Genomic DNA, 25,873 nt, shown 5'->3' on the forward strand with positions numbered 1-25,873 from the left:
CATGAAACAATTGTGTTACACCACTTTTCCAGAAAGTGACGGATTTGTCAAAACTGAGATTGTAAACAATCCTTTTAATAGCATGTAGATGGTGCAAAGTTGTGCTGTCCCGATGCAAGAATAGAGCATCTAAGCGTGTTTTGCATCGCGTTTACGACTCAGAGTGAAAGATACTGCTGTATAATCACTCTGGGGTAGGGATTTTGGTTGTTCATTGTAAATTGCGTTTTAGCGCATTTATTTATATTCAACGCTTAAAAATTAAACTTGTCTGCATTTTGTTTGAACGATTTGAGATCAGTGATCATTTTATCTGAGGCTAGTGCTGTCTGTGTCCGATGTTGTTCACCCGTGCTAAATAGTACTAAGCGGTCACTGTGTTTTGTGCGCATTTTACGCATCATAAATTTGATTAAATCCGGGCGAGTGAGCTTAGTGATTTCTGCTACGACTAATTCTCTTTGGTTAAATTGATAATCCCGATTACCCACGCTGACCCAATATCGTTGGCTACGAGTCTTTAAGTTGGCGTCGTGTTCCATTACTTGGTTTATCAGGCCGAGTTTTGTACTTTCCCATTCCTCATTGGTAATTTGCATTACGGCGTAGTTAAAGTCGGCAATAAACTCGTCGATGGCCTCTAATAAATGCAGTGGCCCAGTTGTGGGTGACTGAATATAGAAAATAAGTCCAGGATGGCGGTTGAGTGGCAAATAGCCTGTGCCGACCATGTAACCTAATTGCTTTTCTGTACGCAGCTCATGGAAGAAAGTAGAGGACATAGTGTGATTAAGTAAGCTAAACAGTGCCATTTTTTCTGGCGTTGCAGTAGCCGATTGGTAATACACGATAATTGCGCTGTCTTGGTGATCTATCGCAAGCTCTCTAAGCAGGGTTCCTTGACCCGTTAAATTGACTAATTCTCTGGTAGATTCGGCACTCGGTGTCGAGACCAGGGATAAAATATGCTCTAGCCGTTTGCCGAGTGCTTGGGCTTCGGAGACTAACCAGTCCCCATAGACTAATCCTTCAAGATAGATTTTCTCGTAGAAAGCACGCACGTGGTTATGCAAATCTTCTAGGGTGATGTTTTCTAACTCTTGTGCCATGCGCGCAGGTTCATAACTGCGCTTTTGCAGCGTCACCGTTAGGCTGGTGAATAATTGTGAAATGGGTTTAGCCTGCGCTAGGTTCTGCCAACTGCGAAGTAATTGGGATTTTATTAAGGCAAAGCGCTCTTCGGTAAAGTTACGTTCCCTTGCTTTTTGGATAAGCAAGGCTAATAGGGTTTCTTGATTACCCGTAAAGCCCGATAAATGCAGGGTTATCCCGCCTTGGTGTGGGTAAATATTGTAGCTTAACCCCGCAACCTCGGCTTGATAAGTGGGTTCTGTTAAATAGTCGAGCAACATTTCAACATATAAGCGGGTCAGGGCAGCATGTCTTGGGGTTTTACTCGCCTGTTCCGAATCCAACGATAAATACATATGGCCTTTGGGCACATTAAATTCATCATCTTTCTTATGCCAAATTCGGTATCCCGCTGATTCTGCCACTATTACAGGTACGTCAACATCGCTTTTATCGGGGCGAGCAATTGAGTCGGCGACGATAAAGGGGTTGGGTGTCGGTAATTGTAACTCGGGGCGAATATGCTTAACTTGCCATCGTTCGAGGGATTCTGGTGTAATCGGCCGGATTTTGTAAGGAGTGTGATACCAGCTGGCGATATGATCCGTTGTCACCGATTGGGCAATAAGCTGCAGACGCATGTTTTGGGGCGTCATTAATTCGAGTAGTTCAATAGTTTCAGGGACATATATGGTCACCTCGGTGTTAGCAAGGCCAATGTCCCATTTTATTCAAACTACATTTACGTTAATCGATAATTTACCTTTCACAACGGGGTATCGGTCGTTAATGATTAGCGGTCTTGCGACATATATCCGGCGTCTGTTGCGCCCTAATGAGATCCAAATTGACGTCTTACCCTCCTTGGCATCCACATGACCTCGAAGGCCACTGTCCCGATCAGGTTTTGGGTAAGACAAACCGTTTAACTCATTAATACCATTACCGCTGTTGTGCTTTGATGGACATTTATCTATTTACATTTTGAGTCTATTTACGCAAAAAACGCTGTATTACGCCGCAACTTTACATGCCTTATCCATATCAAATGCTTGCCCGCGGCTCATCACCACAAACACCATCCGCGCCATCTTATTCGCCAAGGCGACCGCCACTTTGCAAACGTGTTGGCGTTGTTTAAGTCGTTGTAGCCACAGGCTTAGTGAGTCGTCTTTCTTATCGCACCAGTTCACCACGGTTCTTGCGCCATGGATAAGTAACCGCCTGAGCGTTTGATTGCCGCGCTTGGTTATCTTGCCGAGCCGATTTGTCGTACCGCTACTGTACTGTGAAGGGGTTAGCCCTAGCCATGCTGCTAATTGCCGGCCATTTTTAAAATCATTCACTTCATTAATGCTGGCTAATAGGGTTGATGCCACGATAGGACCGACACCGGGGATGGTTAGCAGTAGGGAGTACAGCGGCATCGCTTGGGCAAGGGCTAATATTTCCTGTGCAATCTGGTCGATTTGTTCATTTAAATACAACTGAAACTCATAGAGTCGTTGAATAAACCCTCTGGCAACCGTGGATAACTCGTTGTCAGCATCTTCAAGAATGAGCGGAATGGCTAACATCAACTGGCGGCGAGTCTTTGCGATAATCAGGCCGTATTCCGCAAGGAAACCACGCAGTTGATTGCAGTTAGCGGTACGATTCTCCACCAAGCGCTCACGAATGCGCAGCAAAGATTGAATGTCCTGCTGCTCGACCGTTTTTGGACGAAGTAGACTCACTTTAGGACGGCCAGCGGTTTCTCCGATGGCAACCGCATCATTGGCGTCATTTTTATTACCGACTAGCATGGCTTTTACCATTCTGGCGGGGATAAGCTTGACGGTATGGCCGAGCTTTTCGATAGCCCGCCCCCAGTAATTAGCACTGTAACAGGCTTCCATCACCACTAATGTCGGTTCACATTGCCTAAGGGTATTGAGCAATGCAGAACGGTTGATTTTACGATTAAAAGCAATGGTATTGTCATGATTGAAGGCAGCCACTTGGAAGACAGTTTTTGCCAAATCAATGCTGATGAGTTTATAGTTCATATCGGTCACCTCGCGTCAGATTTTGTGCACCTAAATCATGGCACATTGCGATGCCGAGACCGAGGTGACCATCCCAGCATCTAACCCATCCATACGATAATCGCCGAAGACTAAGTCCTCGACTTCATAGTGATGCATATTGATGCTGAGATGGCTGGCTAAATCGAGGGATTTAACTTGCTCTTGGTAACGAAATGCCATTTTGAGCAGGTTAGCGCGCTCTAAATAACGCCACTCATCTAAACCTTGGGTTTTGATGAGTTCAATATATTCGAAACAACTGTAAATAATATCATCGAGATTAGCCAGGCCCTTGTCGGTTAGCTGCAAGCCAATACTGTAATCCTTGAAGTTGTAGCCGTTAACACCGCCCCCCGCAGACAAGTTATTCACTAGTCCCTGATCTTTAAGATAGGAAAGTAAACTGCCTTTGCTCTCATTACCTAAAATATGGCTGATATAAGTCAACGGCTTACGTTTATAGTAGTGGTCAATTCCCGGGAAATTAAAGCTGATGTTTAAACGCTTTTGTTCTTTTAGTGGAACTATATCGACTTGTTTGAGCAGTTCTTTTTCTGAAAAAAGCGGCACTTGGGGATAGTTTTTTACTAAGTTTAAGTTGCGGATCCCGCTAAAGTAATGACTTGCTAAGTCCTGTAATTCATCTAGGGAAAGTGGCGCGACTAAACACAGTGTCATTAAGTTGGCGCTGTAATGACTTTGGTAGAAGTCGAGTAGTTCGCTGCGAACCTGTGCCTGTTCTCCACCTAAGGTCTCTAAGTTACCGACTGAAAATTTTGAGAAAGGATGCAGTGGATTAACTGTCTCTTTCAGTACTTGATAGGTGCGGCGTATATCATCCTTCAGCTTTAAACTAAATTCCGATTCAATGGCTTGCCGCTCCCTATCGACTAACTCTAAGTCAAACTTAGGCGCGATAAAAAATTGACTAAACCTGTCTAAAGAATCGGCAAACACGTCCGAATTGATCGTAAAAAAGAAGTTAGTGTGTTCAGTGCCCGTCCAAGCGTTATTGCTGCCGCCATGTTGGTTAATAAAAGCGTGATACTCGCCAGAATCGGGGAATTTCTCGGTACCAAGGAAGAGCATATGCTCTAAAAAATGTGCCATTCCAGGTCTATCCACGGGATCATCGAAATGACCCACACCGACAGCCATAGATGCAGCCGCTTGACTTGCATCTTGATCTTCAACCAATAACACTCTTAGTGCGTTATCTAATACAAGATAACGGTACTGGCGGTGATCGTTTGGACTTTTATAAATGGACTGAGAGGCTTGCAATGAGACACTCCGATAACGATAGCTTGTTATATATTGATAGTCTTAATGGTTTTTAGCAAATATCTCTTGTGTTTATCGACTAAAGATTAAGTCTTACATGGTTTGTTGAAATGAATTTTAGGGCTACAATTGGGATAAAACAAAAACAAGTGTGAGTAGCGAGAGAAGTATGCAGCTATTTTTGATGCGACACGGTGACGCTGGATTTAATGCTCAGTCCGATAGGGACAGAACTCTCACCGATTTAGGAAGACACCATACTGTATTTATGAGTAATTGGCTGGCTCGCAGCATCAGTGATTTTGACCTTGTCTTGGTGAGCCCTTACTTACGTGCGCAGCAAACGTGGCAGGAATTGAGCCAGCATTTCCCTGAGCCGCGTAAGTGGTTAGTGTTGGACGATCTTGTGCCCTCTGGAGATCCCGCCAATGTCGCCGCATTAGTGGTTGCCTACGCTGAATTGTATAAAGCGGATACAGTGCTGATTATTTCCCATATGCCACTGCTCGGCTATTTAGTGAGTGAGTTAGTTGCAGGTGTCGAGCCACCGTTATTTGCCACCTCGGGCATTACGCTTATCGATAAGCATGCCGAGCAAGCTTCAATTGTGTGGCAGCATGCTCCCCATAGCATCAGTTAATAGTATTTAGGTTTTCACGACCCCAAACGGCCCATTTGAAGTGGGCCGTTTCTTTTTGCTAAAGCGCTAATTCACTAAATCTCTAAATTAGAAACGCTAATGTGCTAATGTTTAAAACCGATAGTGGGTTAGCGTCTATGGGGTTGTTCGCCAATATCAATCAAGACTAACAGCGCGGCATCGCCACCCCATTCTTTAGGTGCCTGATGGAAGGCTTTCACCATAGGATGCTGCACTAGCCACATGGGGACCTGTTGCTTCAAAATTCCGCTGCCGTAGCCGTGCATAACACAACAACACAGACTCTGTTGCTTAACACAGGCTTGGATCAGCGCTGCTAATTCAAGTTTGGCTTCCGATTGGCGATAGCCATGTAAATCCAGCAGCAAATCTGGCTGATAATCGCCGCGTCTTAGGCGTTTTAACTCTAGGCTATTTACGCCATCATCTAACCAACGCATCGGCCCTTGCACTGGCAGTAGTGGTTGATAAGTATCTGAAAAATAACTGTTAGCATGCAGTTGCTGCTCTTTCAGTGCTATTTCTTGTTTGGTTTTTAAGGGCGTGCGAAAGTGCCGCTTATCTTGAGTGATGGGTTTTATCCCATCGATAAGCGCTGAGAACATCGCTAAGCCTTCTTGGTCATCGTCTTTATTCATGGGCGGGTATTCTATTGAATCCTATGGTTTCTGAATAGAGTTCAGTTACAATGTTTGCCGAACAAACTAGCGGGAGCACGTTTTGGATAAGATCTTTGTAGATGAAGCTGTGACAGAATTACGCACTATTGGCGATATGTTACGTTGGGCTGTAAGCCGTTTTAACGACGCTAATCTGTACTATGGTCATGGGACTGACAATGCGTGGGATGAAGCTATTGCCTTAGTTTTCCATGCCTTACACTTACCCGAAGAAATCGGCCAGCAGGTGATCCTCAGTAATTTAACCAGTAGCGAAAAACATAAAATCGTTGAACTGATTATTCGCCGTGTCAGGGAGCGCTTACCCGTGCCTTACCTGACCAACAAAGCCCGTTTCGCTGGGCTTGAGTTTTATGTCGATGAGCGCGTATTAGTACCGCGTTCGCCGATTGCTGAAATGATCGCCAATCGTTTTAGCCCTTGGTTATATAACAAACCCGTGACGCGAATTTTAGATTTATGCACGGGCAGCGGTTGTATCGCCATTGCCTGCGCCTACGAATTTGAAGATGCCGAAGTGGACGCGCTGGATATCAGCGAAGATGCCTTAGATGTGGCACAGATCAACATTGAAACCTTAGGGGTTATGGACCGCGTATTTCCGATGCAATCGGATCTATTCTCGGCCATTCCAGAAGGCCCACAGTACGATTTGATTGTCTCAAATCCACCCTATGTGGATGCCGAAGATATTGGTGACATGCCGGATGAATATCACCATGAACCCGCCATTGGCTTAGCCTCTGGGCCCGATGGTTTAGATTTGACTAAACGTATTCTCGCCAATGCTGCCCAGTACTTAACACCGACAGGCATTTTAGTGGTTGAGGTGGGGAACTCTATGGTGCATTTGGTGGAGCAATTCTCCGAAGTGCCATTTACTTGGGTGAACTTCGAAAATGGGGGTGATGGGGTGTTTGTATTGACCCGTGACCAACTGCTCGAACATCAGTCGATCTTCGCTATTTATCGCGACGCGCAATAGCCTAAGAGAGCAAATTAGGTTGAGTCTTTTCCCGCTGCCAGTTAGGCTTGCAGCGGGAAAATAAATTGTCCAGCACTCGCTGGACACGGAGCGATGAACTAATAACCTAAGGTGTATAAAGCGGATGTCTGGAAACAGTATTGGTCAAAATTTTGTAGTGACGACGTTTGGTGAGAGTCACGGTGTTGCACTCGGTTGCATTATTGATGGTTGCCCACCTGGGCTTGAATTGACTGAAGCCGATATGCAGCACGATTTAGACCGCCGCCGGCCAGGGACATCCCGCTATACTACGGCCCGCCGTGAGAGCGACGAAGTGCGGATTTTATCCGGCGTTTTCGAAGGTAAGACCACGGGCACCTCGATTGGACTCTTGATCGAAAATACCGATCAACGCAGTCAAGATTACTCCAATATCAAAGACTTATTTCGCCCAGGGCACGCAGATTATACTTACCAACAAAAGTACGGTATGCGCGATTACCGCGGTGGTGGCCGCTCATCCGCCCGTGAAACCGCGATGCGAGTGGCGGCGGGTGCAGTGGCGAAAAAGTATTTAAAGCAGGTCCATGGGATTGAGATTTATGGGTATATGTCCCAGCTCGGGCCCATTTGCGCCGAAAGCATCGATCTTAGTCAGATAGAGCAAAATGCCTTTTTCTTCCCCGATGCCAGCAAGCTTGAAGCGCTTGATGAGTATATGCGTGAGCTGAAAAAGTCCGGTGATTCCATTGGCGCTAAAATCTCCGTTGTGGCCACTGGCGTTCCCGTCGGTTTAGGTGAGCCAGTATTTGACAGACTCGATGCCGATATCGCCCATGCGCTGATGGGTATTAATGCCGTCAAAGGTGTAGAAATTGGCGATGGTTTTGGCGTAGTTACGCAAAAGGGCTCCGAAGGTCGTGACTTAATGTCGCCGCAAGGCTTTGAATCTAATCATGCGGGCGGTGTGCTCGGTGGGATTTCATCGGGTCAGCCGATTATTGCCCATATTGCGCTAAAACCCACCTCCAGCATCAGTGTGCCGGGGCAAAGTATGACAGCGCAGGGTGCAATGGCCGAAGTCGTCACTAAGGGGCGCCACGATCCCTGTGTTGGGATCCGCGCGGTGCCGATTGCCGAAGCTATGCTGGCCATTGTGCTGATGGACCACTTGCTAAGACACAGAGCGCAAAATCAAGGTGTTTGTAGCCACACGCCTGTGCTTGGCATGCGATAAGGGCATAAGATAGGCGGCATACAATCATGAATTCGATGTGTGGCATGAGATAAATGGAATGCGTTAATGTCAACTTCCTCTAGCACAAGCCAGCAATTGCGCTGGCTTTGTGCCTGTTATTTTTTCTTCTTTTCGATTCTCGGCACTATGATCCCCTATCTTGGGGTCTTCTTCGAGAATCGCGGTTTTAATCCCCAAGAGATTGGTTTTTTACTCGCTATTCTGATGGCAACCCGCATCGTTGCACCGAATGTGTGGGCCAAGGTGGCTGATCGCACCGGCATGCGCGCCGAATTGGTTAAGATGGGGGCATTCGCCGCAGCACTGGCCTATTTAAGTTTCTTTTACCATGGTGGTTTTGTGTATATGGCCCTGAGCTTGGCCTTATACACTTTCTTTTGGAATGCGATCCTCGCCCAGCTTGAGGTGATCACCTTAGAAACCTTAGGCGAAAATGCCAGTCGTTATGGTCAAATTCGCAGTTTCGGCAGCATAGGTTATATCTGCCTTGTTGTTGGCGCGGGATTTGCAATTGGGCAGTGGGGCACCGAAGTTTTACCTTATATCGGTTTGGCGTTATTTACCGGAATGCTGCTTAGCGCTTTGCCGCTGCCCGCCAATCGGGCGGTGCGTCCCGCAGGGCAGGAGCGGTTGCCGCTGAAATGGACTAAACCAATCGTGTGGTTCATGATTTCCGCCATGTTGCTACAGATGAGCGCAGGGCCTTTCTACGGCTTCTTCGTCTTATATTTAAAGCAAGCGGGTTACTCGGAATCCTCGGCGGGGATATTTGTTGCCCTTGGTGCTATGGCCGAAATCGTGATGTTTATGTTTGCGCCGCGTTTGCTGGGACGATATGGCGTTAATACTCTACTCATTGTCAGTATTGCTATGACGGTGGTGCGTTGGTTATTAGTGGCCTTTGGCGTCGATAGCTTATTGTTATTGGGCTTAAGTCAGGTATTACATGCCTTTACCTTTGGTCTGACCCACGCGGCATCGATTCAATTTGTGCACCGGCATTTTGATGCGAGCCATAGAAGCCAAGGCCAAGCCCTGTATGCCAGCTTAAGTTTTGGCGTCGGCGGCGCGCTCGGTACTTGGATTTGCGGTTATATTTGGGGCGATGGTAGCGGGGCAGTTTGGTCTTGGGTGTTCGCCGCCGTGTGTGCATTTGCGGCTATGTTGGCGGTATTTTTTATTCCTAGGGATAAACCAGATGCCAATCTTCAAGCTGCCTGATTTCTAGTCATGCCTAGAACGCAGCGGTATAACAAATATGTGTAAAACAATAGTGTATAACAACAATCCGGTTGAGCTTAGAGAGGTAGAGGGTGATTCGGTTTCGTTTAGGATTAGTGATTAACCCATTGGCAGGCTTAGGCGGCAGTGTCGGTCTTAAGGGCAGCGATGGCGTTGCACAAGAGGCGCTTGCCTTAGGCGCTGAACCCAAAGCCCCTTTGCGTATGATGCAGGCCCTTGAAGTCATTAAAGATTATGCCGATGAGATTGAAGTGATCACCGCCTCGGGAGTGATGGGTGAGGATGTCGCTAAAACGCTCGGTTTTACTACGCGAGTGGTGTATCAAACCCCTGATAAAACCCAGGCGCTGGATACGCAGGCTGTGGTGCGCGCGCTACTGGATGAGCCGCTGGATTTACTGCTTTTTGCTGGGGGGGATGGTACGGCCCGCGATGTTTATTCCGTGTTCGAGCAAGCCACTATCGACGATAAACTCCCCGTACTCGGTGTGCCTGCTGGGGTGAAAATTCATTCCGGCGTTTACGGCATTACCCCCCATGCCTCTGGCATGGTGGTCAAGATGTTGCTCGATGGCGAATTGGTGAGTTTAATGTCCGCCGATGTGATGGATATCGACGAAGTGGCTTTTCGCCAAGGTACAGTGCGCGCCAAGCGCTTTGGCGAGCTCTTAGTGCCCGCCGAGCCGCGTTATGTGCAAGCGGTGAAGATGGGCGGCAAGGAAGTCGATGAACTTGTGCTGGCCGATATCGCCGCCGATGTGATCAGCCAAATGGACGATGAACTGTACATCATGGGCTCTGGCAGTACGGTTGCCTTTGTTATGGAAGAGTTAGGTCTGGATAATACGCTATTAGGTGTTGATCTTATTCAAGATAAAAATCTTGTTGGCAGTGACTTAACCGCGGCTCAATTACTCGAACTGACCCAAGATAAGCCAACTAAGTTGGTGATTACCTTAATTGGTGGCCAAGGCCATATCTTAGGGCGCGGCAATCAACAGTTGTCGCCTGAGCTCATTCGGCGCATCGGAAAAGACAATATTATTATCCTTGCCACAAAAACTAAGTTAAAAGCACTTGATGGACGACCACTAATTGTGGATAGTGGCGACCCTAAATTAGATAGCGAGCTTGGCGGCTATTGCAAAGTGACGACGGGCTACCATGATTACGTCATGTATCAGGTGGCCAATCCAGATTTATTGGTCGCAGCAGATGTGTCGACCAATCCAGTATGAATGGAGAGTTAGACCCCATGTTAGAGCATTACGAAGACGCATTAGAACAGTGGATCGCCAGTGTAGTCAGCCATGGTGATGACGATGCTTTGTTTGCCTGTGGCTATTTACAGGGCCATGTCGCCGTGGTGTTATCGCAACTTGAAGCGCAGGGTGAAACCGATCTTGATGCCTTAATGCTAAAAATGACCGACTGTTTAGCACTCGCGCGCCAAGAATTAAACGATGCGGATTATGCTCTGGTTGAACAGGCATGGGCACAGTTGCACGCCAAAATAGTCAGTCAGTTGGCGACTGCTTAAATCCAATGCCAACTTCAGCATTTTCCCCGCAGGTAGGGGATGATTCGTTGCAGAATAGCAGCGCGGTTTACATTGGCTTAGTGAATCCCAAGACCCCTATCAATGTGGGCGGCATTATGCGCGCGTCCGGTTGTTATGGTGTCGATGGCGTATTTTATACTGGCAGACGTTATGAATTAGCGGCTCGCTCGGGGCCACTGCAATATAATGCCGATACTAAAAATGCCGGCGAGCGTATTCCGCTCACCGGTGTTGACTCATTGTTGGCGTCCATTCCTGCGGATACTCAGCTTATCTGTGTCGATTTAGTGGTGGGTGCAACACCGCTGCCGGATTTTGTCCATCCAGCGAAAGCCTTTTATGTGTTTGGTCCCGAAGATGGCACCATTGGCCAAGAGATTATCGATAAAGCCGATGCGGTAGTGTATGTGCCTACGGTCGGTTGCATGAATCTGGCCGCCTCAGTCAATGTGCTGTTATACGATAGATTGGCCAAATCCCACCGCGGGGCGTCCAATTCACAAGCCCGTGAGAGTGGCGATGCCCTCATACGCCAAAGCCGCGATAACAATAATCGCACTCGGGTTAAAGCGCCTTCCCTTTAAGTAACTTGCGTAACCACATGCGATTCGGATTGAGTTTGCACAGGGTTTGCCAATCCAATGGGATTGGTTCACCGCACAGCTGAGCGGCAAGGCATTCGGCGGCAAGCGGCCCAGAACTTAATCCCCGCGACCCTAATCCGCCAAGAATAAACAGTCCCTCAAGCACAGGCGCTGGCGTGGTTTGCCAATAGCGGCCGCTGTCTTTTGTGAGCTGATGCTGCTGATAATTCTTAAGGATTTTAGATACATCGGGCGCGCAGCCTAGCATAGGGAAATGATCCCGCGTCACCATTCGCACGCCAACCCGGGCACTGTTGCCACTCATATCGATATCTTCAAGCCAGCCTTGGTGAGGATAACTTTCGTGCATTTTGGCGAGGTTTTCTTGCTGTTCCTGCGGGCAAAAATCTAAATGCTTGGGATCTTTTATGTAACTCGCGCCAAGGCAATGGAGTCCTTGGTGACTCGGCGTGAGATAACCATTCGCGCACAGCACAGTCGCAAGCTGACTCAGTTGAAACTGGGCGGGCACATGGCTCACTTGGCCGCGAAAGGGGCTGATCTGCAATCTATGGCTGGCATCGAACTGGGTGAGCTCTGCGCCATTGGCGAGCACAAGCTGGCTAAAAGGGCCAAACCGATGTTTCGCGGTGATTAAATACCACCCCTCACTTTGATGCTCAATTTCAAGGATCTCAGTCTCCAAATGGAGTTTGCCATCGGTAAGCTGCTGCGCCTTTTGTAGCGCGGCTTTGGCATATTCGAAGGGACAAACCCAGCCGCCCAGTGGATAGAAAAAACCTGATTTATCAATGCCAATGTTGGCGATACGATTGGCTTCATTGGCATCTACGCTATAGGCTATTTCCCTTGGCCATGCTTGGCTGTGGATTATTTTATCGAGCCTTTGTTGGCTGCGATCATCATGCCCTGTCTGCAGTACTCCGCAAAAATCATGGGAAATAGGTGTTTGATTTTCGCAGGGGGAGTTTGTGAGCGATTGCACACGACGGCGACTAAATAAAAAAGCCTGTTGGAAGAAACGGCTTAACTCATCATTTTCTGGAGTGAGTAGTGGATAAATCGCCCCTTGACGATTGCCAGAAGCGCCTTGCCCTAGCTCGCTGTCTTTGCAAAACAGCTCATAGGTTTGTCCTCGCTCGGCGAATGAGAGGGCTAAGTGAGCCGAGGCGAGCCCACCACCAATAATGGCGATGGGAGACGCTGGTTTTGCAATCGACTTATGCAAGGACTTAGATAAGGGATTAAAAGCATAGGCCTTATCCATCTTCTGGCGCAGAACGTGACGTTCATGCAGTAGCACTTCATCCCTAGAGGCAGGCGGGATAAATGGCTTTGCGACACAAGCCGATGGCGTTTGCGTTAAATTTTGTAGCCCAAAACCGCAGGCGGTGATGGCCTGCTGAGTTTGCTCATTTAACTCAACACCTAAAATGTTGGCATTGTCTGCGCTCAAGCGCGCCATTTGCCAAAGGTGAGCCTTAACTAACTCTGGTTGGATATGGGGCAAGACCAGCCAGTGCTCGATAGGATGTGATAAGCAATGGGGCAGGTTACTGAGTTGGTCTGTTATATCGCCAAAATGCAGATCTAAGGTTATTTGAGCGTCATCAAAGATTAATCTCTGGCAGCCTACAATGCGTGCTGGCTGGGCATGGATGATCGCTTCGGCAATAGGGATCAAATGCGGCCGTGTAATTAAGCTTTGCGATTGATCCCAAAGTGATTTAAGTTCGTACGCATTAATGGGATGAGGTTCAAACACTTTGATAAGCAGGCGGCGGTGATGTTTTTCTCGCCACCCATGGATGACAGAAAGCAGTTCGAGTCCATTGCCAAGGCCAATTTGTCCTAATACGAGCAATTTTTGCTGGGATTGGCTGACACACCAATCCTGAAGTTGATGGTTCAACTTGCTTAGATAGTGCTCATTGGCGGGGGCTGCTGCGGGATAAAGGTTGATTAATTGCGGGTAATCGCGCTTAATTTGGCTAGATTTATCGGGCTGCACGGTCAAAGAAATATACTCTCGGTCTCATAATGGGCATTATTTTACCTGCCTTTATGGAAAGCTGACCACTTAATTGAGCCAAAACAGATACTATTGGCGCAGCAAAAGTAGGTACTGACATGTACACAATGGATAGCAATAAAATGAAAAGAGTCGTGATCACCGGAATGGGTGTTGTTTCAAGTATCGGTAATAACAAGCAAGAAGTGACCGAGTCACTTAAAGCGGGCCGCAGTGGTATTACGCATTCCGCTCAATTTGAAGAAATGCAACTTCGCAGTCATGTGTGGGGCGATATCAAGTTAAACCCAGCTGAGCATATCGATCGTAAGGCTTTGCGTTTTATGGGCGATGCGGCTGCCTATGCTTACATTGCGATGCAGGAAGCCATTAACGATGCTCACTTGACTGAAGAGCAGTATTCCGATCCCCGTGTTGGTTTGATTGTCGGTACAGGCGGTGCATCATCGTCTAACCAAGTGCAATCTGCCGACACACTACGTGAAAAAGGCGTTAAACGTGTTGGTCCTTATATTGTGCCGCGCATCATGTCGAGCACTGCCAGCGCTTGTTTAGCCACGCCATTTAAAATTAAAGGCATGAACTACTCTATCAGTTCAGCCTGTGCAACCAGCGCCCACTGTATTGGTCACGCCGTTGAACTTATCCAAATGGGTAAGCAAGATATGGTGTTTGCCGGTGGTGCTGAAGAAGTGGATTGGACGCTGACCATGGGCTTTGATGCTATGGGCGCACTGTCAACTAAGTACAATGCTACGCCAGAAAAGGCCTCTCGCACCTATGATGCGGACCGTGATGGTTTTGTGATCTCCGGCGGCGGCGGTATTTTAGTGGTTGAAGAGTTAGAACATGCTCTGGCTCGCGGCGCAAAAATTTACGCCGAAGTGATTGGTTATGGCGCGTCTTCAGACGGTTATGACATGGTGGCGCCATCGGGTGAAGGCGCAGTGCGTTGTATGCAAATGGCGATGGCGGATGTCGATACCCCAATCGATTACATCAATACTCACGGCACTTCAACGCCAGTGGGCGACGTGCGTGAATTAGAAGCGCTACGTGAAGTCTTTAAAGACAAGTGTCCACCGATTGCATCGACTAAGTCTATGACAGGTCATGCTTTAGGCGCCGCAGGCGTACATGAAGCGATTTACAGCTTAATCATGATGGAAAACAGCTTTATTGCCCCAAGCATCAATATCGATAATCTCGATGAAGCCGCGAAGGATATGCCAATCGTGCGCGAATACCGCGATGCTGAGCTGAATACAGTCATGAGTAACAGCTTCGGCTTTGGTGGCACTAACGCTACTTTAGTGATGCGTAAGTACAAATAAGTTTGTCGACCAAACGCGATAGAAGGGAAGCTTAGGCTTCCCTTTTTTATGGGCGTTTTTCGCGAACCTGTTGCATAGGCAGGGATTTATCTATCCTGACTTGTTAGAATAGCGCGCATCTTGATGCCTTCTTTCGCCACTTTTTATTAGTTCGGGTGCCCATGAAAATTCTAGTCGATGAAAATATGCCCTATGTTGAACCGCTATTTGGCGATCTCGGGGAGATTATTCCTGTTAATGGCCGCACGTTAACCGCAGAGCAAGTGCGCGATGCCGATGTGTTATTAGTGCGCTCGGTCACCCAAGTGAACGCTGAGCTGCTTTCCACTAATCAGCAACTGAAGTTTGTTGGCAGTGCCACTATCGGCACAGATCATGTCGATTTAGCCTATCTTACCGAGCGTCAAATTCCCTTTTCTAATGCGCCGGGTTGCAATGCGACTGCGGTCGGGGAATTTGCCTTTATCGCCATGCTCGAGCTAGCTGAGCGTTTTGATTCGCCACTTAATGGCAAAGTCGTTGGCATAGTGGGTGCGGGTAATACGGGCTCTGCCACCGCAAAATGCCTCGAAGCCTATGGCGTAAAAGTGTTACTTAACGATCCCATCAAGGTGGCTGAGGGCGATCCACGTAGTTTTGTGAGTTTAGACACTATCATGGCGCAGGCCGATATCATCAGTTTACATGTGCCAATCACGCGCACAGGTGAACATAAGACGCTGCACTTATTCGATGAGTCTCGGTTAACGTCCCTCAAACCTAATACCTGGTTACTTAATTGCTGTCGTGGTGATGTGATAGATAATCAGGCATTAATCAAAGTGAAGCAGCAACGTGATGACCTTAAGTTAGTGCTCGATGTCTGGGAGGGCGAGCCACATCCTATGCCTGAACTGGTGCCTCTGGCTGAATTTGCCACGCCGCATATTGCAGGTTATAGCTTAGAAGGTAAGGCGCGCGGCACTTTTATGCTTTACCAAGCACTTTGCCAACAATTGCAAATTCCGGCCACGAAAAACCTCACAGCATTATTGCCAGCTTTTAATATTAAGGGCGTTGAACTGGCCGTCATACCGAATGAAAAAGCGTTATTACAGCTTGCGCGCTTTGTTTATGATTTGCGCGACGATGATAGAGTGTTCCGCAATAGCTTTTTAAATGCCAATGGCTTCGACACTATGAGAAAAAATCACCAACATAGACGCGAATTTAGTGCATTGGCGCTGGCTTATCACGGCCAACTTGAGGTAGATTGGTTGTCCAATTTAGGTTTTTCAGGAGTCGGTCAGTAGCTATGTCACAGGAATTTAATGTTGTCGTTTTAGGTGCATCGGGCGCCGTGGGTCAAACTATGATTGAGATCCTCGAAGAGCGTAATTTCCCGGTTGCCAATTTGTACCCTTTAGCCAGTAGCCGCAGCGCCGGTGAAACGGTCAGCTTCCATGGCAAACAAATTACCATTCTCGACGTAGAGACCTTCGATTGGACCCAAGCCCAAATTGGTTTCTTCTCCGCCGGTGGTGATGTTTCTGCTAAGTGGGCGCCGATTGCCGCTGAGGCGGGTTGTGTTGTCATCGATAACACCTCTCACTTTAGATACGACATCGATATTCCTTTGGTCGTACCCGAAGTCAACCCCCATGCCATCGCGGATTTTCGTAATCGCAATATCATTGCGAATCCAAATTGCTCAACGATTCAAATGCTGGTGGCGCTTAAGCCTATTTATGATGCCTATGGTATCAGCCGTATTAACGTCGCGACCTACCAGTCTGTCTCTGGTACGGGGAAAAAAGCCATTGAAGAGTTAGCGCATCAGTGCACTAAACTGCTACAAGGTTTACCGGCCGAAGCCGAAGTTTATCCTAAGCAAATTGCCTTTAACGTATTGCCACAAATCGATAAATTTATGGATAACGGCTATACCAAAGAAGAAATGAAAATGGTCTGGGAAACCCAGAAAATTTTCGGTGATGATGATATTCTCGTCAATGCGACAGCTGTGCGTGTGCCTGTGTTCTATGGGCATTCGGAAGCCGTGCATATTGAAACTCGCCAACCCGTCGATGCAGAAGATATTAAAGCTTTACTGCGTCAAGCCGAAGGAGTGGTATTGTTTGAATCCGATGAGGATTACCCAACCGCAGTGACCCACGCGGCAGGAACCGATCCTGTTTATGTTGGTCGAGTGCGTAAGGATATTTCCCATTCCCATGGAATTAATCTGTGGGTCGTGTCGGACAATATTCGTAAGGGCGCAGCGTTAAACAGTGTGCAAATTGCCGAGATTTTAGTGAGAGATTACTACTAAGTCTTAAGGTGTATTCTCTGCCCATTGAAAAAGCCTGCAGCCAGCAGGCTTTTTTTGTTTTACACTTGTGAACAGTAGCAGGGCAGAGATTTCTGGTTTATAGTAATCTCAATAAATACAATTGCCTAAAGCCTGTTATCAGCGAGATAACTTTATAGCGCTTCAAAGGGAAGGATTGATGAAATTTCGCACTTCGTATCTTGTGGGCCTGATGGCCACCGTTTTAGCCGTTTCCTCCACGACTTATTTTATCGATCCCGCCGTTGCAGCCGATACACCTAAAGTTAAACCCTTGAAAATCATGGGGCCAGATGGACAGATCCGTCAAGTAAACCATCAATATGGCCCAACCACCTCAAAAGATACTTTTTGGAGCATAGCGCAAAAAGTGCGCCCCGATGCCAGTGTGAGTGTCTACCAAGTGATGGCCGCGGTGTTCGAGGCCAACCCACATGCCTTTAACTCTGACAATTACAATAGCCTCGAGCGTGGAATGATTTTACTCATTCCGTCAAAAGAAGTGATGTTGGCAATTCCCAATAGCCTAGCGATAGCGAGGGCTGAGCGCGATGATAAACAGGCGCGTAGCGGGGCAAAAGCGACGACTAAAGCCACCACAAAACCCGCAGTTAAAGCACCTAAGCCTGCGGTTGTCGCTCCGGTTGTCGCAGAGGTAAAACCTCAGACCGAAGTGAAAACGCCAGTTGCGAAAACTGAACCAACACCAATTGCCTCCAAGGCAGAACCTAAGATGTTGAGTTCGGATGTCAATGCGCGCCTTGAGGCCGCCGAGCGCAAAAATTTATCGTTAACGGATGAATTGGCCCGAACCCAAGATCAGTTATCGGTTAGAAATACAGATGTCGAAGCACTAAAAGCAAAAGTTGAAGAGTTAAATCAACAAATTGCGATGTTGGAAGAAACACTTCAGGCCACAAAACAGCAGAATCAAGCCTTGAAGGCCGAGGTCGATGCGGCGCAATCACCCGTTACCACAGAGCCTGAAACGCCCAAAGAGCCCGATGATTTATGGCGTAGTCTGATGGAGAGCCCTTTGCTCTTAGTCGCTGCCGCCGTGATCCCAGCTCTATTGGTTTTATTTTTAGTGTTTTGGGCACTGCGCCGCAAACGCAATAAAGAAAGACGTGAATTAGAAACCCAGCAAGCGGCTATGGCGGTCGGGGCTGCGGGTATGGCGACAGGCGCCTCTGTGCTGGCGATGGATGATGACGATCTCGATGATATGGCCGTGCATTTAGATACGGACCATGCGGATTCTATCGATAGCTTATTAGATTCAGGCAGCGTCGCTCTTCAACCCGAGCAGGACATGGTCGATATCCATGATCAAATGGATATGGCAGCGGACATGTTTATCGATCAAGGGGGAAACGTAGCACCTGAGCCCCAGTTTGAAGAGGAAGAAGGTCAATCTTTAGATGATTTGTGGGCTGAGGCTATGGGCGATCAAGAGGAAGCCTTTGCCGAAGAAAAAATCAAATCGGGTAATATTCTTGAGGAGGATCTCGACGCCTTGCTGGCTGGTCTAGGCTCAGACGATGACGCCGAACAGCCCCAAGTCGATATGAGCACCTCGGCGGATAACTTGGCCGAAGAGTGGGTTGACGATGATGTCGCTGCTGATATTGAAATGCCCTCGGATACCTACGCCACTCAAGTGTCTTCCGATGATGATTTGAGCGCAGCGATTGCCGCCGAACTTGAAGATAATGCCGAGCTCAATGGGCTAGATGTTGAAGATAATCTGGATATTGATGCTTTACTTGCCGACTTTGATAAGCCCTCAGAGGCACAAGCTGAGCCCGATCTTGGGGATGAAATTGCCGCCGAGCTTGACGATGAGTTAACGGCTTTAGGTGTTGAAGATACCGATGATATTGATGCTTTGCTTGCGGATTTTGATAAGCCTGCCGCCCCAGAACCGGATTTAGGGGATGCCATTGCCGCTGAGCTTGATCCTGAACTCGATGATATTGGCATTACTGAAACCGATGATATCGATGCTTTACTCGCATCTTTTGATACTTCGGCAGTGCAATCCACAGATGTGGCAGAGGACGTTGAAGCGGCCGCGACAGGAAAGATAGTGCCAGAAGCCGAGGCTAAGCTTGAACCTCAGTTACCCGAAACGGATGAGGAGCTTGACCACCTGCTAGCGGCAGAACGAGAAGCATCATTGCCCGAAGAGTTATCGACCGCGGGGGATGATCTCGATGCGCTTTTAGCCGAGTTTGATGTGCCAGAGCAGGGCGAAGCGGATGCCGATGATTTTAATTTCGACCTAGAAACGGCGCTGACGGATAGCGAAAAATCAACGGATGAAGACGATTTACTCAAAGGTATTGGAGCGACCCACGCCCTAGATGGTAGCGATGATACCTTTGAACTGGCACAAACGATCAATGAAGAGAGTGTTGCGTCAGATGATGCGGTATTTAGTGGTTTTGATGCCGATGCAGAACCTGATGCTGATATCGACGGTTTAGCCGTGTCTGCGGCAGCCGCTGCGGCGACAGTGGCAGCTGCGAGTGCTAAGGAGAAAGAATCCTCTTTCTTCAATGATTTAAAAGCCAATAAGAGCAAAGATCCCCATGTGCTCGATTGGGATACTGAGCTTGATTTTGCATCTGCTCCAGCACCAAAGGCTAAGCTTGCTCCCACTCTTGATGAACCTGCACCGGCCAACGTCGATGCCGTAGCCGTCAAGCCGAGTGCACTTGCCGATACTGAACTCGACTTAAGCACAGATATCGATTTCAGTGCGGATGTCGATTTAAGCACGGATGTGGATTTGAGTGACGACAGTGTCTTGGCGGCGTTTAGTGCCAATGCTGACCTTGATATTGATGATGTGTTAGCGACTGAGGACAGTTTTAGCCTCGATGATGATCACACTCTGACGGTGGATGAGGCGTTAGCCGCATTGGATGCCAAGGAGTCTCGCAAGGCTAAGCCATTTGTGGCTGATCATGATCTGACCAGTTTCCAAAATGAACATGGTTTTATCGATATCGACAAATTGCTCAACGATGCCGAGCAGGATAGCCAAGAGACTGATTTATATCCTGACGTCGACGTGGAGATGAGCGATGTGGGTTCCTTGATTGGCGACGCTGAGATGATCGATGTCGATGATGAAGAAAACTCGGTCAACGCAAAATTGGATCTGGCCCGCGCCTATATCGAAATCGATGACAGTGACAGTGCTAAAGCCTTGCTTAAAGAGGTCCAAATGGATGGTAATGCGCGTCAACAGGATGAAGCGGCCAGATTGCTCAAAGAGATAGGCTAATCCAATTTATTCGAATTAACCCCAGCGGCGCTCTAAGCGCCGTTTTTTTTATGGTCTGCTGTGATAAAATGCGCCGCTTAATTAACAAAGAGGGTGTGAGATGCGGATTGCATTGGGTATTGAATATGACGGCAGTGGTTATTTTGGTTGGCAACGTCAAGCTGAGGTCGATTCAGTACAAGGGCAATTAGAGCGGGCGTTATCTGTGGTCGCCAATGAACCTATCAGTTTATTTTGCGCTGGGCGTACCGATGCGGGCGTGCATGCAACCGGACAGGTAGTGCATTTTGAAACCAACGCCATTCGAAATGAAGGCGCATGGACCTTAGGGGTGAATGCAAATCTTCCGGATAATATTGCGGTGCGCTGGGTAAAAGAGGTCGATGATAGTTTTCATGCCCGCTTTTCGGCTACGGCCAGACGCTATCGTTACGTGATCTACAATCATAATTTCCGTCCAGGCATTCTGCGCCATGGCGTGAGCCATTACCACGGTGATATCGACGCCGATAGAATGCACCAAGCGGCGCAGGCGCTTTTAGGGGAGCAGGACTTTACTAGCTTTCGCGCCGTGCAGTGTCAATCAAAAACGCCGTTTCGCAATGTCCATAGCGTCAATGTCACGCGCCAAGGCATGTACGTGATTGTCGACATTGCCGCCAATGCCTTCTTACACCATATGGTGCGCAATATTGTGGGTTCATTATTAGAAATCGGTTTAGGCAATCAGCCGCTGACGTGGATGGGTGAGTTATTGGCGTTAAAGGATAGAAATCAAGCGGCGGCCACGGCGAAACCCCATGGGCTTTATCTGGTTGACGTCACCTATCCAGAACAATATCAGTTGCCTAAGTTGGCCCTTGGGCCATTATTTATGTTGGATTAATGCCGTTGGGCCAATTCGCTCAACGTCTGAAGATGATTATCGCCCGTTATCGAGGAAGGAAATAACCTATGCTAACAGTACCAACGGCAAATGCAGCATTAGATCCGTGGTTGGAATATTTGCTGTCTATTCATCCAAGTGAAATTGATATGGGGCTCACGCGGGTCTCTAAGGTTGCACAAAGGCTTGGGCTGTTAGATTTAAGGCCTGCGACTGTGGTGACTGTCGGCGGCACTAATGGCAAAGGCACGACCTGCGCCATGCTAGAAAATATCCTGCGTTTATCGGGTTTGACTGTGGGTGTTTATAGCTCGCCACATATGCTCAATTACAATGAACGGGTCCGTATCAATGGCAATGATGCCAGTGATAGCGCCTTGGTCGCTGCCTTTGAACAAATAGAAACCGCAAGGGGCGATATCTCCTTAACCTTTTTTGAATACGCCACACTGGCGGGATTAATGCTGTTTAAAGCTGCCAAACTTGATGTCATCATCCTGGAAGTTGGATTAGGTGGGCGACTCGACGCCACCAATATGATCGATGCCGATATCAGCGTCGTGACCTCCGTGGACTTAGACCATGAAAGTTATTTAGGTAATACCCGTGAACTTGTGGGCCGTGAAAAAGCGGGTATTTTCCGCCAAGGTCGTCCCGCCATTGTCGGTGAGCCCAATTTGCCGCATACCGTTAATGATGTCGCTAATGACGTGGGCGCCATCTTGTACCGCGTTGGCAAAGAGTTCAGTTACCAAGTCCATGGTAATCTGTGGGATTTTCAAGGCCAAGTGCTTAAGCTGCGGGATTTAGCTTTGCCAAGTTTGCCATTGCCCAATGCGGCGACAGTGTTAGCTGTGATTGAACAAGGCTGGCCGGATATTGCGCCTGGGATTATTGCCAAGGGCATTAGCACGGCTCGGTTAACGGGACGATTAGAGCGGGTCAGTGAACAGCCATTAATCTTACTCGATGTGGCCCATAATCCCCATGCGGCCCGTTTCTTAGCCCAGCAGCTCAAGCCGATTGTTGCGGGTAAACGGGTTTTTGCCCTCTGCGGTATGCTAAAGGATAAAGATATTGCGGGGGTGTTGCCCGTCATAGATCCTTTTATCGACGCTTGGTATTTAGTGAGTTTGCATGGTGAACGCGGCGCCAGTGCCAGCCAATTGCACCAGACCTTAGCCCCTGAGGCCAATGCCGTTGAATTTGAGCAAATAGATGCAGCTTGGTCTGCATTAAAAGCGCAAATTCAACCCGATGATGTGGTAATTGTGTTTGGCTCCTTTTACACTGTGGCAGGATTTAAGTCTCTCTTTAAGCAGGATGTCAGTTTTGTCTAGCCAGTTTCATAATCGTTTAGTTGGCACTGTGGTGCTGGTTGCCCTTGGGGTGATTTTTCTGCCAGATATTTTAGATGGTAAAAAAGATCATCAAGAAGAGCAGTTTGCGGAAATTCCATTACGTCCAAATCTGATCGAACAGCAGAAAAATGCCGATGATATGTTTGAAGTCCTCTCGGCGCAGGATGTGGGGGAATTGACTGGGGAGCCAGTCGAGTTAGCCGAGTCTCAACCCAATGATGAGGCTGCCCTTGCACAAGCGGTAAAATCTACTCCGCCTAAGGCCGACTCGGTTAAATCTGAGCCGGTTAAACCCGAGCCGGTAAAAGAGACGAGCAAACCACAAACGGCGAAGGTTGAAAGTAAATCTGAGCCGAAGAAAGAGCCAGCGAAATCGACTCCCACCAAAACCGAGCCAGTGAAAAAGCCTGAGGTGAAACCGACCGCAGTGGCAAAAACGGAAAAGCCGAAGACTGAAGTCGCAAAGCCTAAGGCTGACGTTGAAAAGCCGAGCAAAGATGAAGTGAAAGTCGTTAGCCGTGAGTCACTAAAGCCGGGGCTGACACTGCAATTAGGCGCTTTTAGTAATGCCGCGAACGTTAAAGCCTTAGTGGCACAGCTGCGTAAAAATGGTTTTAAAGCGTACACAATTCCAGACAATCCTAAGGATGGCGTGTTGACTAAAGTCTTCGTCGGTCCCGATGTCTCTGAAGCCAAGTTGAAGAAGATGCAGGAGGATATTGAACGCCTTACGCACCTTAAGGGCAGGATTGTCCCCTTTAACCCGTTGGAATCTTAATGGCGATACAAACCCGAGACTGAAATAATTTATTTACCTCTCTAGGGGTGAGAATCATTTCAGTCTCTGGTAGAATCGCGCCGTCTTAAAGCCTATGTCGGAAAGCCATCTCAATGGTTTGGATTGATTACGCTATCATATTCGTCATCGGATTATCGACTCTCATCAGTCTGATCCGCGGATTTGCCAAAGAAGCCATGTCGTTAGTGGTATGGTTTGCGGCTTTCTTTGTTGCCAGCCAATTTTATCAAGATCTTGCCGTTCACTTAACGCAGATGAACGACGAGATGTTGCGCAATGGGGTTTCCATTGCCATTCTTTTCATTACCACCTTAATACTCGGTGCCTTGGTAAATTACATACTAGGGCAACTTGTTGTTAAAACTGGATTATCAGGCACAGATAGACTCCTAGGTCTGTGCTTCGGTGCGGTTAGAGGGGCGCTCATTGTCAGTGCTCTGCTGTTTTTTATGGATGCTTTTACGGGTTCCCCCAACGCTCAGTGGTGGAAGGATTCTGTATTAGTGCCCGAATTTGGCGTTGTTATTCAATGGTTTTTTAACTATTTGGAAAATACCTCCAGCTTTGTACCCAAACTATAAGAAAGAAAATTAAATAATCCTAAGTGATAGAACATCTTACAATGAGGAAGCTTACCCATGTGTGGTATCGTCGGAATAGTTGGCCAATCATCGGTTAATCAGACCATTTATGATGCACTGACTGTGCTCCAGCACAGAGGTCAGGATGCGGCGGGTATTGTGACCGTTGATCGTGGTGCTTTCAGACTACGTAAAGCTAACGGTCTGGTAAAAGACGTATTTGAAGTCAAACATATGCAACGTCTTCAGGGCAATGCGGGTATTGGCCATGTGCGTTATCCAACTGCGGGCAGTTCAAGCGCGTCAGAGGCGCAGCCTTTCTATGTTAACTCGCCATTTGGGATCTCATTAGCCCACAACGGTAACTTAACCAACACAGTCGAGTTGGCAGAAGGTTTGATTAAGAAACGTCGTCATGTGAATACCACTTCGGATTCTGAAGTGTTGTTAAACCTGCTCGCCGACGAACTGCAAAAAACCACGAGTTTGACCCTGACGTCGGAAGAAGTGTTCGATGCGGTCGCGAACGTACACCAACAAGCGCGCGGCGCCTACGCCGTAGTGGCGATGATCATCGGCCAAGGCTTAGTCGCGTTCCGTGACCCATTCGGTATTCGCCCCTTAGTATTGGGTAAGCACGAAACCGCTACTGGCACTGAATATATGGTCGCTTCTGAAAGCGTGGCACTCGATGCCGTTGGCTTTGAAGTGATGCGTGATGTGGCGCCGGGTGAAGCGATTTATGTGTCAATTGATGGTCAGCTATATACCCGTCAATGTGCTGCAGAACCAAGCTATGCACCTTGTATCTTCGAATTCGTGTATTTTGCCCGTCCAGATTCGACGATCGACAAAGTGTCTGTATATGCAAGTCGCGTCAACATGGGCGCTAAGCTTGGCGAGAAGATTAAGAAAGAATGGTACGATCACGATATCGACGTGGTTATCCCTATTCCTGAAACTTCTTGTGATATCGCGCTGGAAATTGCCCGTTGCATGGACTTACCGTACCGCCAAGGTTTTGTGAAAAACCGTTATATTGGCCGTACTTTTATCATGCCGGGTCAACAGGAACGTAAGAAGTCAGTGCGTCGTAAGTTGAATGCGATTAACACTGAATTCAAAGGCAAAAATGTCTTGCTGGTGGATGACTCTATCGTTCGCGGTACCACGTCTGAGCAAATCATCGAAATGGCCCGTGAAGCGGGGGCTAAGAAAGTGTATTTTGCCTCTGCCGCGCCGGAAATTCGTTTCCCGAACGTGTATGGTATCGATATGCCAACGTCGAACGAGCTTATTGCCCATGGCCGTGATGCTGATGAAATTGCCAAGTTGATTGGTGCCGATGGCATTATATTCCAAGATTTAACCGATTTAATTGAAGCGGTTAGAATGGAAAACCCAGAGATTAAACGTTTCGAAACCTCAGTATTCGATGGTCATTACATCACTAATGACGTAGATCAAGCGTATTTGGATCATTTAACCCAATTGCGTAATGACGATGCCAAAGCAGACCGTAACAAAGATATAGGCACTAACCTAGAACTGCATAACGTCTGCCATCCATAATGGTTTAGGGTATAACCCAAACAATCTGAAGATGCTGAAACTCGTATCTTCAGGATAAATAAAAAAGCCAGTGAGAAATCACTGGCTTTTCTATTTGACATGTCCCGTCCTGAAATACGTTGACATAAAGAGGACTTCTTTATGACAACATCAATTAACTCAAGCCGTAAGCGCACACAACGAGATTACACCTTAGCCTTTAAATTAGGCGTTGTAGAGCGTGTTG

20 protein-coding genes and 2 pseudogenes are annotated in these 25,873 nt (G+C 47.8%); 17 read left to right on the forward strand and 5 right to left on the reverse strand.

Annotation, left to right across the window (positions count from 1 at the left end; translation table 11 throughout):
* Positions 1–254 precede the first annotated feature (254 nt).
* The 3 genes and pseudogenes from MJO46_RS19455 to MJO46_RS19465 form a co-directional block, all read right to left on the reverse strand.
* A pseudogene (locus tag MJO46_RS19455) lies at positions 255–1,889 on the reverse strand (insulinase family protein); the annotation flags it as partial.
* A 255-nt stretch (positions 1,890–2,144) separates the two neighbouring features.
* Positions 2,145–3,179: an IS110 family transposase gene (locus tag MJO46_RS19460; RefSeq protein WP_253988375.1), complete on the reverse strand. Its 1,035-nt coding sequence runs from the start codon at positions 3,177–3,179 to the stop codon at positions 2,145–2,147.
* A gap of 78 nt (positions 3,180–3,257) precedes the next feature.
* Positions 3,258–4,484, reverse strand: a pseudogene (locus MJO46_RS19465) (insulinase family protein); the annotation flags it as partial.
* Positions 4,485–4,653: 169 nt separating this feature from the next.
* On the opposite strand from MJO46_RS19465, the gene sixA reads away from it, so the two are divergent.
* Positions 4,654–5,124 carry a phosphohistidine phosphatase SixA gene (gene sixA, locus MJO46_RS19470; RefSeq protein WP_253990731.1) on the forward strand — a complete coding sequence of 157 codons (471 nt, stop codon included), beginning with the start codon at positions 4,654–4,656 and terminating at the stop codon, positions 5,122–5,124.
* A gap of 128 nt (positions 5,125–5,252) precedes the next feature.
* Here the strand turns inward: sixA and smrB are convergent, their stop codons facing one another.
* The gene (gene smrB / locus MJO46_RS19475; RefSeq protein ID WP_253990732.1) at positions 5,253–5,783 is read right to left on the reverse strand and encodes an endonuclease SmrB; all 531 of its coding nucleotides are present in this window, start codon (positions 5,781–5,783) and stop codon (positions 5,253–5,255) included.
* Positions 5,784–5,865: 82 nt separating this feature from the next.
* Here smrB and prmB point away from each other — a divergent pair, with 82 nt between their 5' ends.
* From prmB to MJO46_RS19505, 6 genes are all read left to right on the forward strand, one after another.
* Entirely contained in the window at positions 5,866–6,810 is a 945-nt protein-coding gene (gene prmB, locus MJO46_RS19480) for a 50S ribosomal protein L3 N(5)-glutamine methyltransferase (RefSeq protein ID WP_253990733.1), read from the forward strand.
* 124 nt (positions 6,811–6,934) lie between these two features.
* Positions 6,935–8,029: a chorismate synthase gene (gene aroC / locus MJO46_RS19485; RefSeq protein ID WP_253990734.1), complete on the forward strand. Its 1,095-nt coding sequence runs from the start codon at positions 6,935–6,937 to the stop codon at positions 8,027–8,029.
* Between the two features lie 66 nt (positions 8,030–8,095).
* A complete protein-coding gene (locus MJO46_RS19490) occupies positions 8,096–9,271 on the forward strand; it encodes an MFS transporter (RefSeq protein WP_253990735.1) in 1,176 nt (391 codons plus the stop codon).
* Positions 9,272–9,363: 92 nt separating this feature from the next.
* Positions 9,364–10,530, forward strand: a complete 1,167-nt coding sequence (locus MJO46_RS19495; RefSeq protein ID WP_253990736.1) for an ATP-NAD kinase family protein — start codon at positions 9,364–9,366, stop codon at positions 10,528–10,530.
* Positions 10,531–10,547: 17 nt separating this feature from the next.
* On the forward strand, positions 10,548–10,832 hold the full coding sequence (locus MJO46_RS19500) for a YfcL family protein (RefSeq protein ID WP_253990737.1): 285 nt from the start codon (positions 10,548–10,550) through the stop codon (positions 10,830–10,832).
* 5 nt (positions 10,833–10,837) lie between these two features.
* Positions 10,838–11,437 (forward strand): RNA methyltransferase, encoded by a 600-nt coding sequence (locus MJO46_RS19505; RefSeq protein ID WP_253990738.1) that lies wholly within the window; start codon positions 10,838–10,840, stop codon positions 11,435–11,437.
* On the opposite strand, the gene mnmC is transcribed toward MJO46_RS19505, so the two are convergent.
* The gene (gene mnmC, locus MJO46_RS19510; RefSeq protein WP_253990739.1) at positions 11,418–13,475 is read right to left on the reverse strand and encodes an FAD-dependent 5-carboxymethylaminomethyl-2-thiouridine(34) oxidoreductase MnmC; all 2,058 of its coding nucleotides are present in this window, start codon (positions 13,473–13,475) and stop codon (positions 11,418–11,420) included. The two genes, MJO46_RS19505 and mnmC, sit on opposite strands and share 20 nt — an antisense overlap.
* A 137-nt stretch (positions 13,476–13,612) precedes the next feature.
* Here mnmC and fabB point away from each other — a divergent pair, with 137 nt between their 5' ends.
* The 10 genes from fabB to MJO46_RS19560 all read left to right on the forward strand — a co-directional run.
* Complete coding sequence (fabB, locus tag MJO46_RS19515; protein WP_253990740.1) at positions 13,613–14,824, forward strand: beta-ketoacyl-ACP synthase I; 1,212 nt, start codon at positions 13,613–13,615, stop codon at positions 14,822–14,824.
* A 161-nt stretch (positions 14,825–14,985) separates the two neighbouring features.
* Positions 14,986–16,116, forward strand: a complete 1,131-nt coding sequence (locus MJO46_RS19520; protein WP_253990741.1) for a 4-phosphoerythronate dehydrogenase — start codon at positions 14,986–14,988, stop codon at positions 16,114–16,116.
* 2 nt (positions 16,117–16,118) lie between these two features.
* The gene (locus MJO46_RS19525) at positions 16,119–17,135 is read left to right on the forward strand and encodes an aspartate-semialdehyde dehydrogenase (protein ID WP_198780395.1); all 1,017 of its coding nucleotides are present in this window, start codon (positions 16,119–16,121) and stop codon (positions 17,133–17,135) included.
* Between the two features lie 178 nt (positions 17,136–17,313).
* Positions 17,314–20,448 (forward strand): FimV/HubP family polar landmark protein, encoded by a 3,135-nt coding sequence (locus MJO46_RS19530; protein ID WP_253990742.1) that lies wholly within the window; start codon positions 17,314–17,316, stop codon positions 20,446–20,448.
* 100 nt (positions 20,449–20,548) lie between these two features.
* Positions 20,549–21,334, forward strand: a complete 786-nt coding sequence (truA, locus tag MJO46_RS19535; protein WP_253990743.1) for a tRNA pseudouridine(38-40) synthase TruA — start codon at positions 20,549–20,551, stop codon at positions 21,332–21,334.
* A gap of 68 nt (positions 21,335–21,402) precedes the next feature.
* Positions 21,403–22,674, forward strand: a complete 1,272-nt coding sequence (folC, locus tag MJO46_RS19540; RefSeq protein ID WP_253990744.1) for a bifunctional tetrahydrofolate synthase/dihydrofolate synthase — start codon at positions 21,403–21,405, stop codon at positions 22,672–22,674.
* On the forward strand, positions 22,667–23,473 hold the full coding sequence (locus MJO46_RS19545; protein ID WP_253990745.1) for an SPOR domain-containing protein: 807 nt from the start codon (positions 22,667–22,669) through the stop codon (positions 23,471–23,473). Before folC ends, MJO46_RS19545 begins: the two co-directional genes overlap by 8 nt.
* 113 nt (positions 23,474–23,586) lie before the next feature.
* Complete coding sequence (locus tag MJO46_RS19550; protein ID WP_198780390.1) at positions 23,587–24,075, forward strand: CvpA family protein; 489 nt, start codon at positions 23,587–23,589, stop codon at positions 24,073–24,075.
* A 57-nt stretch (positions 24,076–24,132) separates the two neighbouring features.
* Positions 24,133–25,647 (forward strand): amidophosphoribosyltransferase, encoded by a 1,515-nt coding sequence (gene purF / locus MJO46_RS19555; RefSeq protein ID WP_253990746.1) that lies wholly within the window; start codon positions 24,133–24,135, stop codon positions 25,645–25,647.
* 141 nt (positions 25,648–25,788) lie between these two features.
* On the forward strand, positions 25,789–25,873 hold an 85-nt coding region (locus MJO46_RS19560), incomplete at its 3' end, for a valyl-tRNA synthetase (protein WP_242325992.1).

The sequence above is a fragment of the Shewanella sp. KJ2020 genome, assembly GCF_024197625.1.
GTDB lineage: Bacteria > Pseudomonadota > Gammaproteobacteria > Enterobacterales > Shewanellaceae > Shewanella.

What these genes read in the sequence shown, in the direction of transcription:
- MJO46_RS19460 (WP_253988375.1), bottom strand. Translation starts at nt 3,179, where the DNA reads ATGAACTATAAACTCATCAGCATTGATTTGGCAAAAACTGTCTTCCAA.
- sixA (WP_253990731.1), top strand. Translation starts at nt 4,654, where the DNA reads ATGCAGCTATTTTTGATGCGACACGGTGACGCTGGATTTAATGCTCAG.
- smrB (WP_253990732.1), bottom strand. Translation starts at nt 5,783, where the DNA reads ATGAATAAAGACGATGACCAAGAAGGCTTAGCGATGTTCTCAGCGCTT.
- aroC (WP_253990734.1), top strand. Translation starts at nt 6,935, where the DNA reads ATGTCTGGAAACAGTATTGGTCAAAATTTTGTAGTGACGACGTTTGGT.
- MJO46_RS19490 (WP_253990735.1), top strand. Translation starts at nt 8,096, where the DNA reads ATGTCAACTTCCTCTAGCACAAGCCAGCAATTGCGCTGGCTTTGTGCC.
- MJO46_RS19500 (WP_253990737.1), top strand. Translation starts at nt 10,548, where the DNA reads ATGTTAGAGCATTACGAAGACGCATTAGAACAGTGGATCGCCAGTGTA.
- MJO46_RS19505 (WP_253990738.1), top strand. Translation starts at nt 10,838, where the DNA reads ATGCCAACTTCAGCATTTTCCCCGCAGGTAGGGGATGATTCGTTGCAG.
- fabB (WP_253990740.1), top strand. Translation starts at nt 13,613, where the DNA reads ATGAAAAGAGTCGTGATCACCGGAATGGGTGTTGTTTCAAGTATCGGT.
- MJO46_RS19520 (WP_253990741.1), top strand. Translation starts at nt 14,986, where the DNA reads ATGAAAATTCTAGTCGATGAAAATATGCCCTATGTTGAACCGCTATTT.
- MJO46_RS19525 (WP_198780395.1), top strand. Translation starts at nt 16,119, where the DNA reads ATGTCACAGGAATTTAATGTTGTCGTTTTAGGTGCATCGGGCGCCGTG.
- MJO46_RS19530 (WP_253990742.1), top strand. Translation starts at nt 17,314, where the DNA reads ATGAAATTTCGCACTTCGTATCTTGTGGGCCTGATGGCCACCGTTTTA.
- truA (WP_253990743.1), top strand. Translation starts at nt 20,549, where the DNA reads ATGCGGATTGCATTGGGTATTGAATATGACGGCAGTGGTTATTTTGGT.
- folC (WP_253990744.1), top strand. Translation starts at nt 21,403, where the DNA reads ATGCTAACAGTACCAACGGCAAATGCAGCATTAGATCCGTGGTTGGAA.
- MJO46_RS19550 (WP_198780390.1), top strand. Translation starts at nt 23,587, where the DNA reads ATGGTTTGGATTGATTACGCTATCATATTCGTCATCGGATTATCGACT.
- purF (WP_253990746.1), top strand. Translation starts at nt 24,133, where the DNA reads ATGTGTGGTATCGTCGGAATAGTTGGCCAATCATCGGTTAATCAGACC.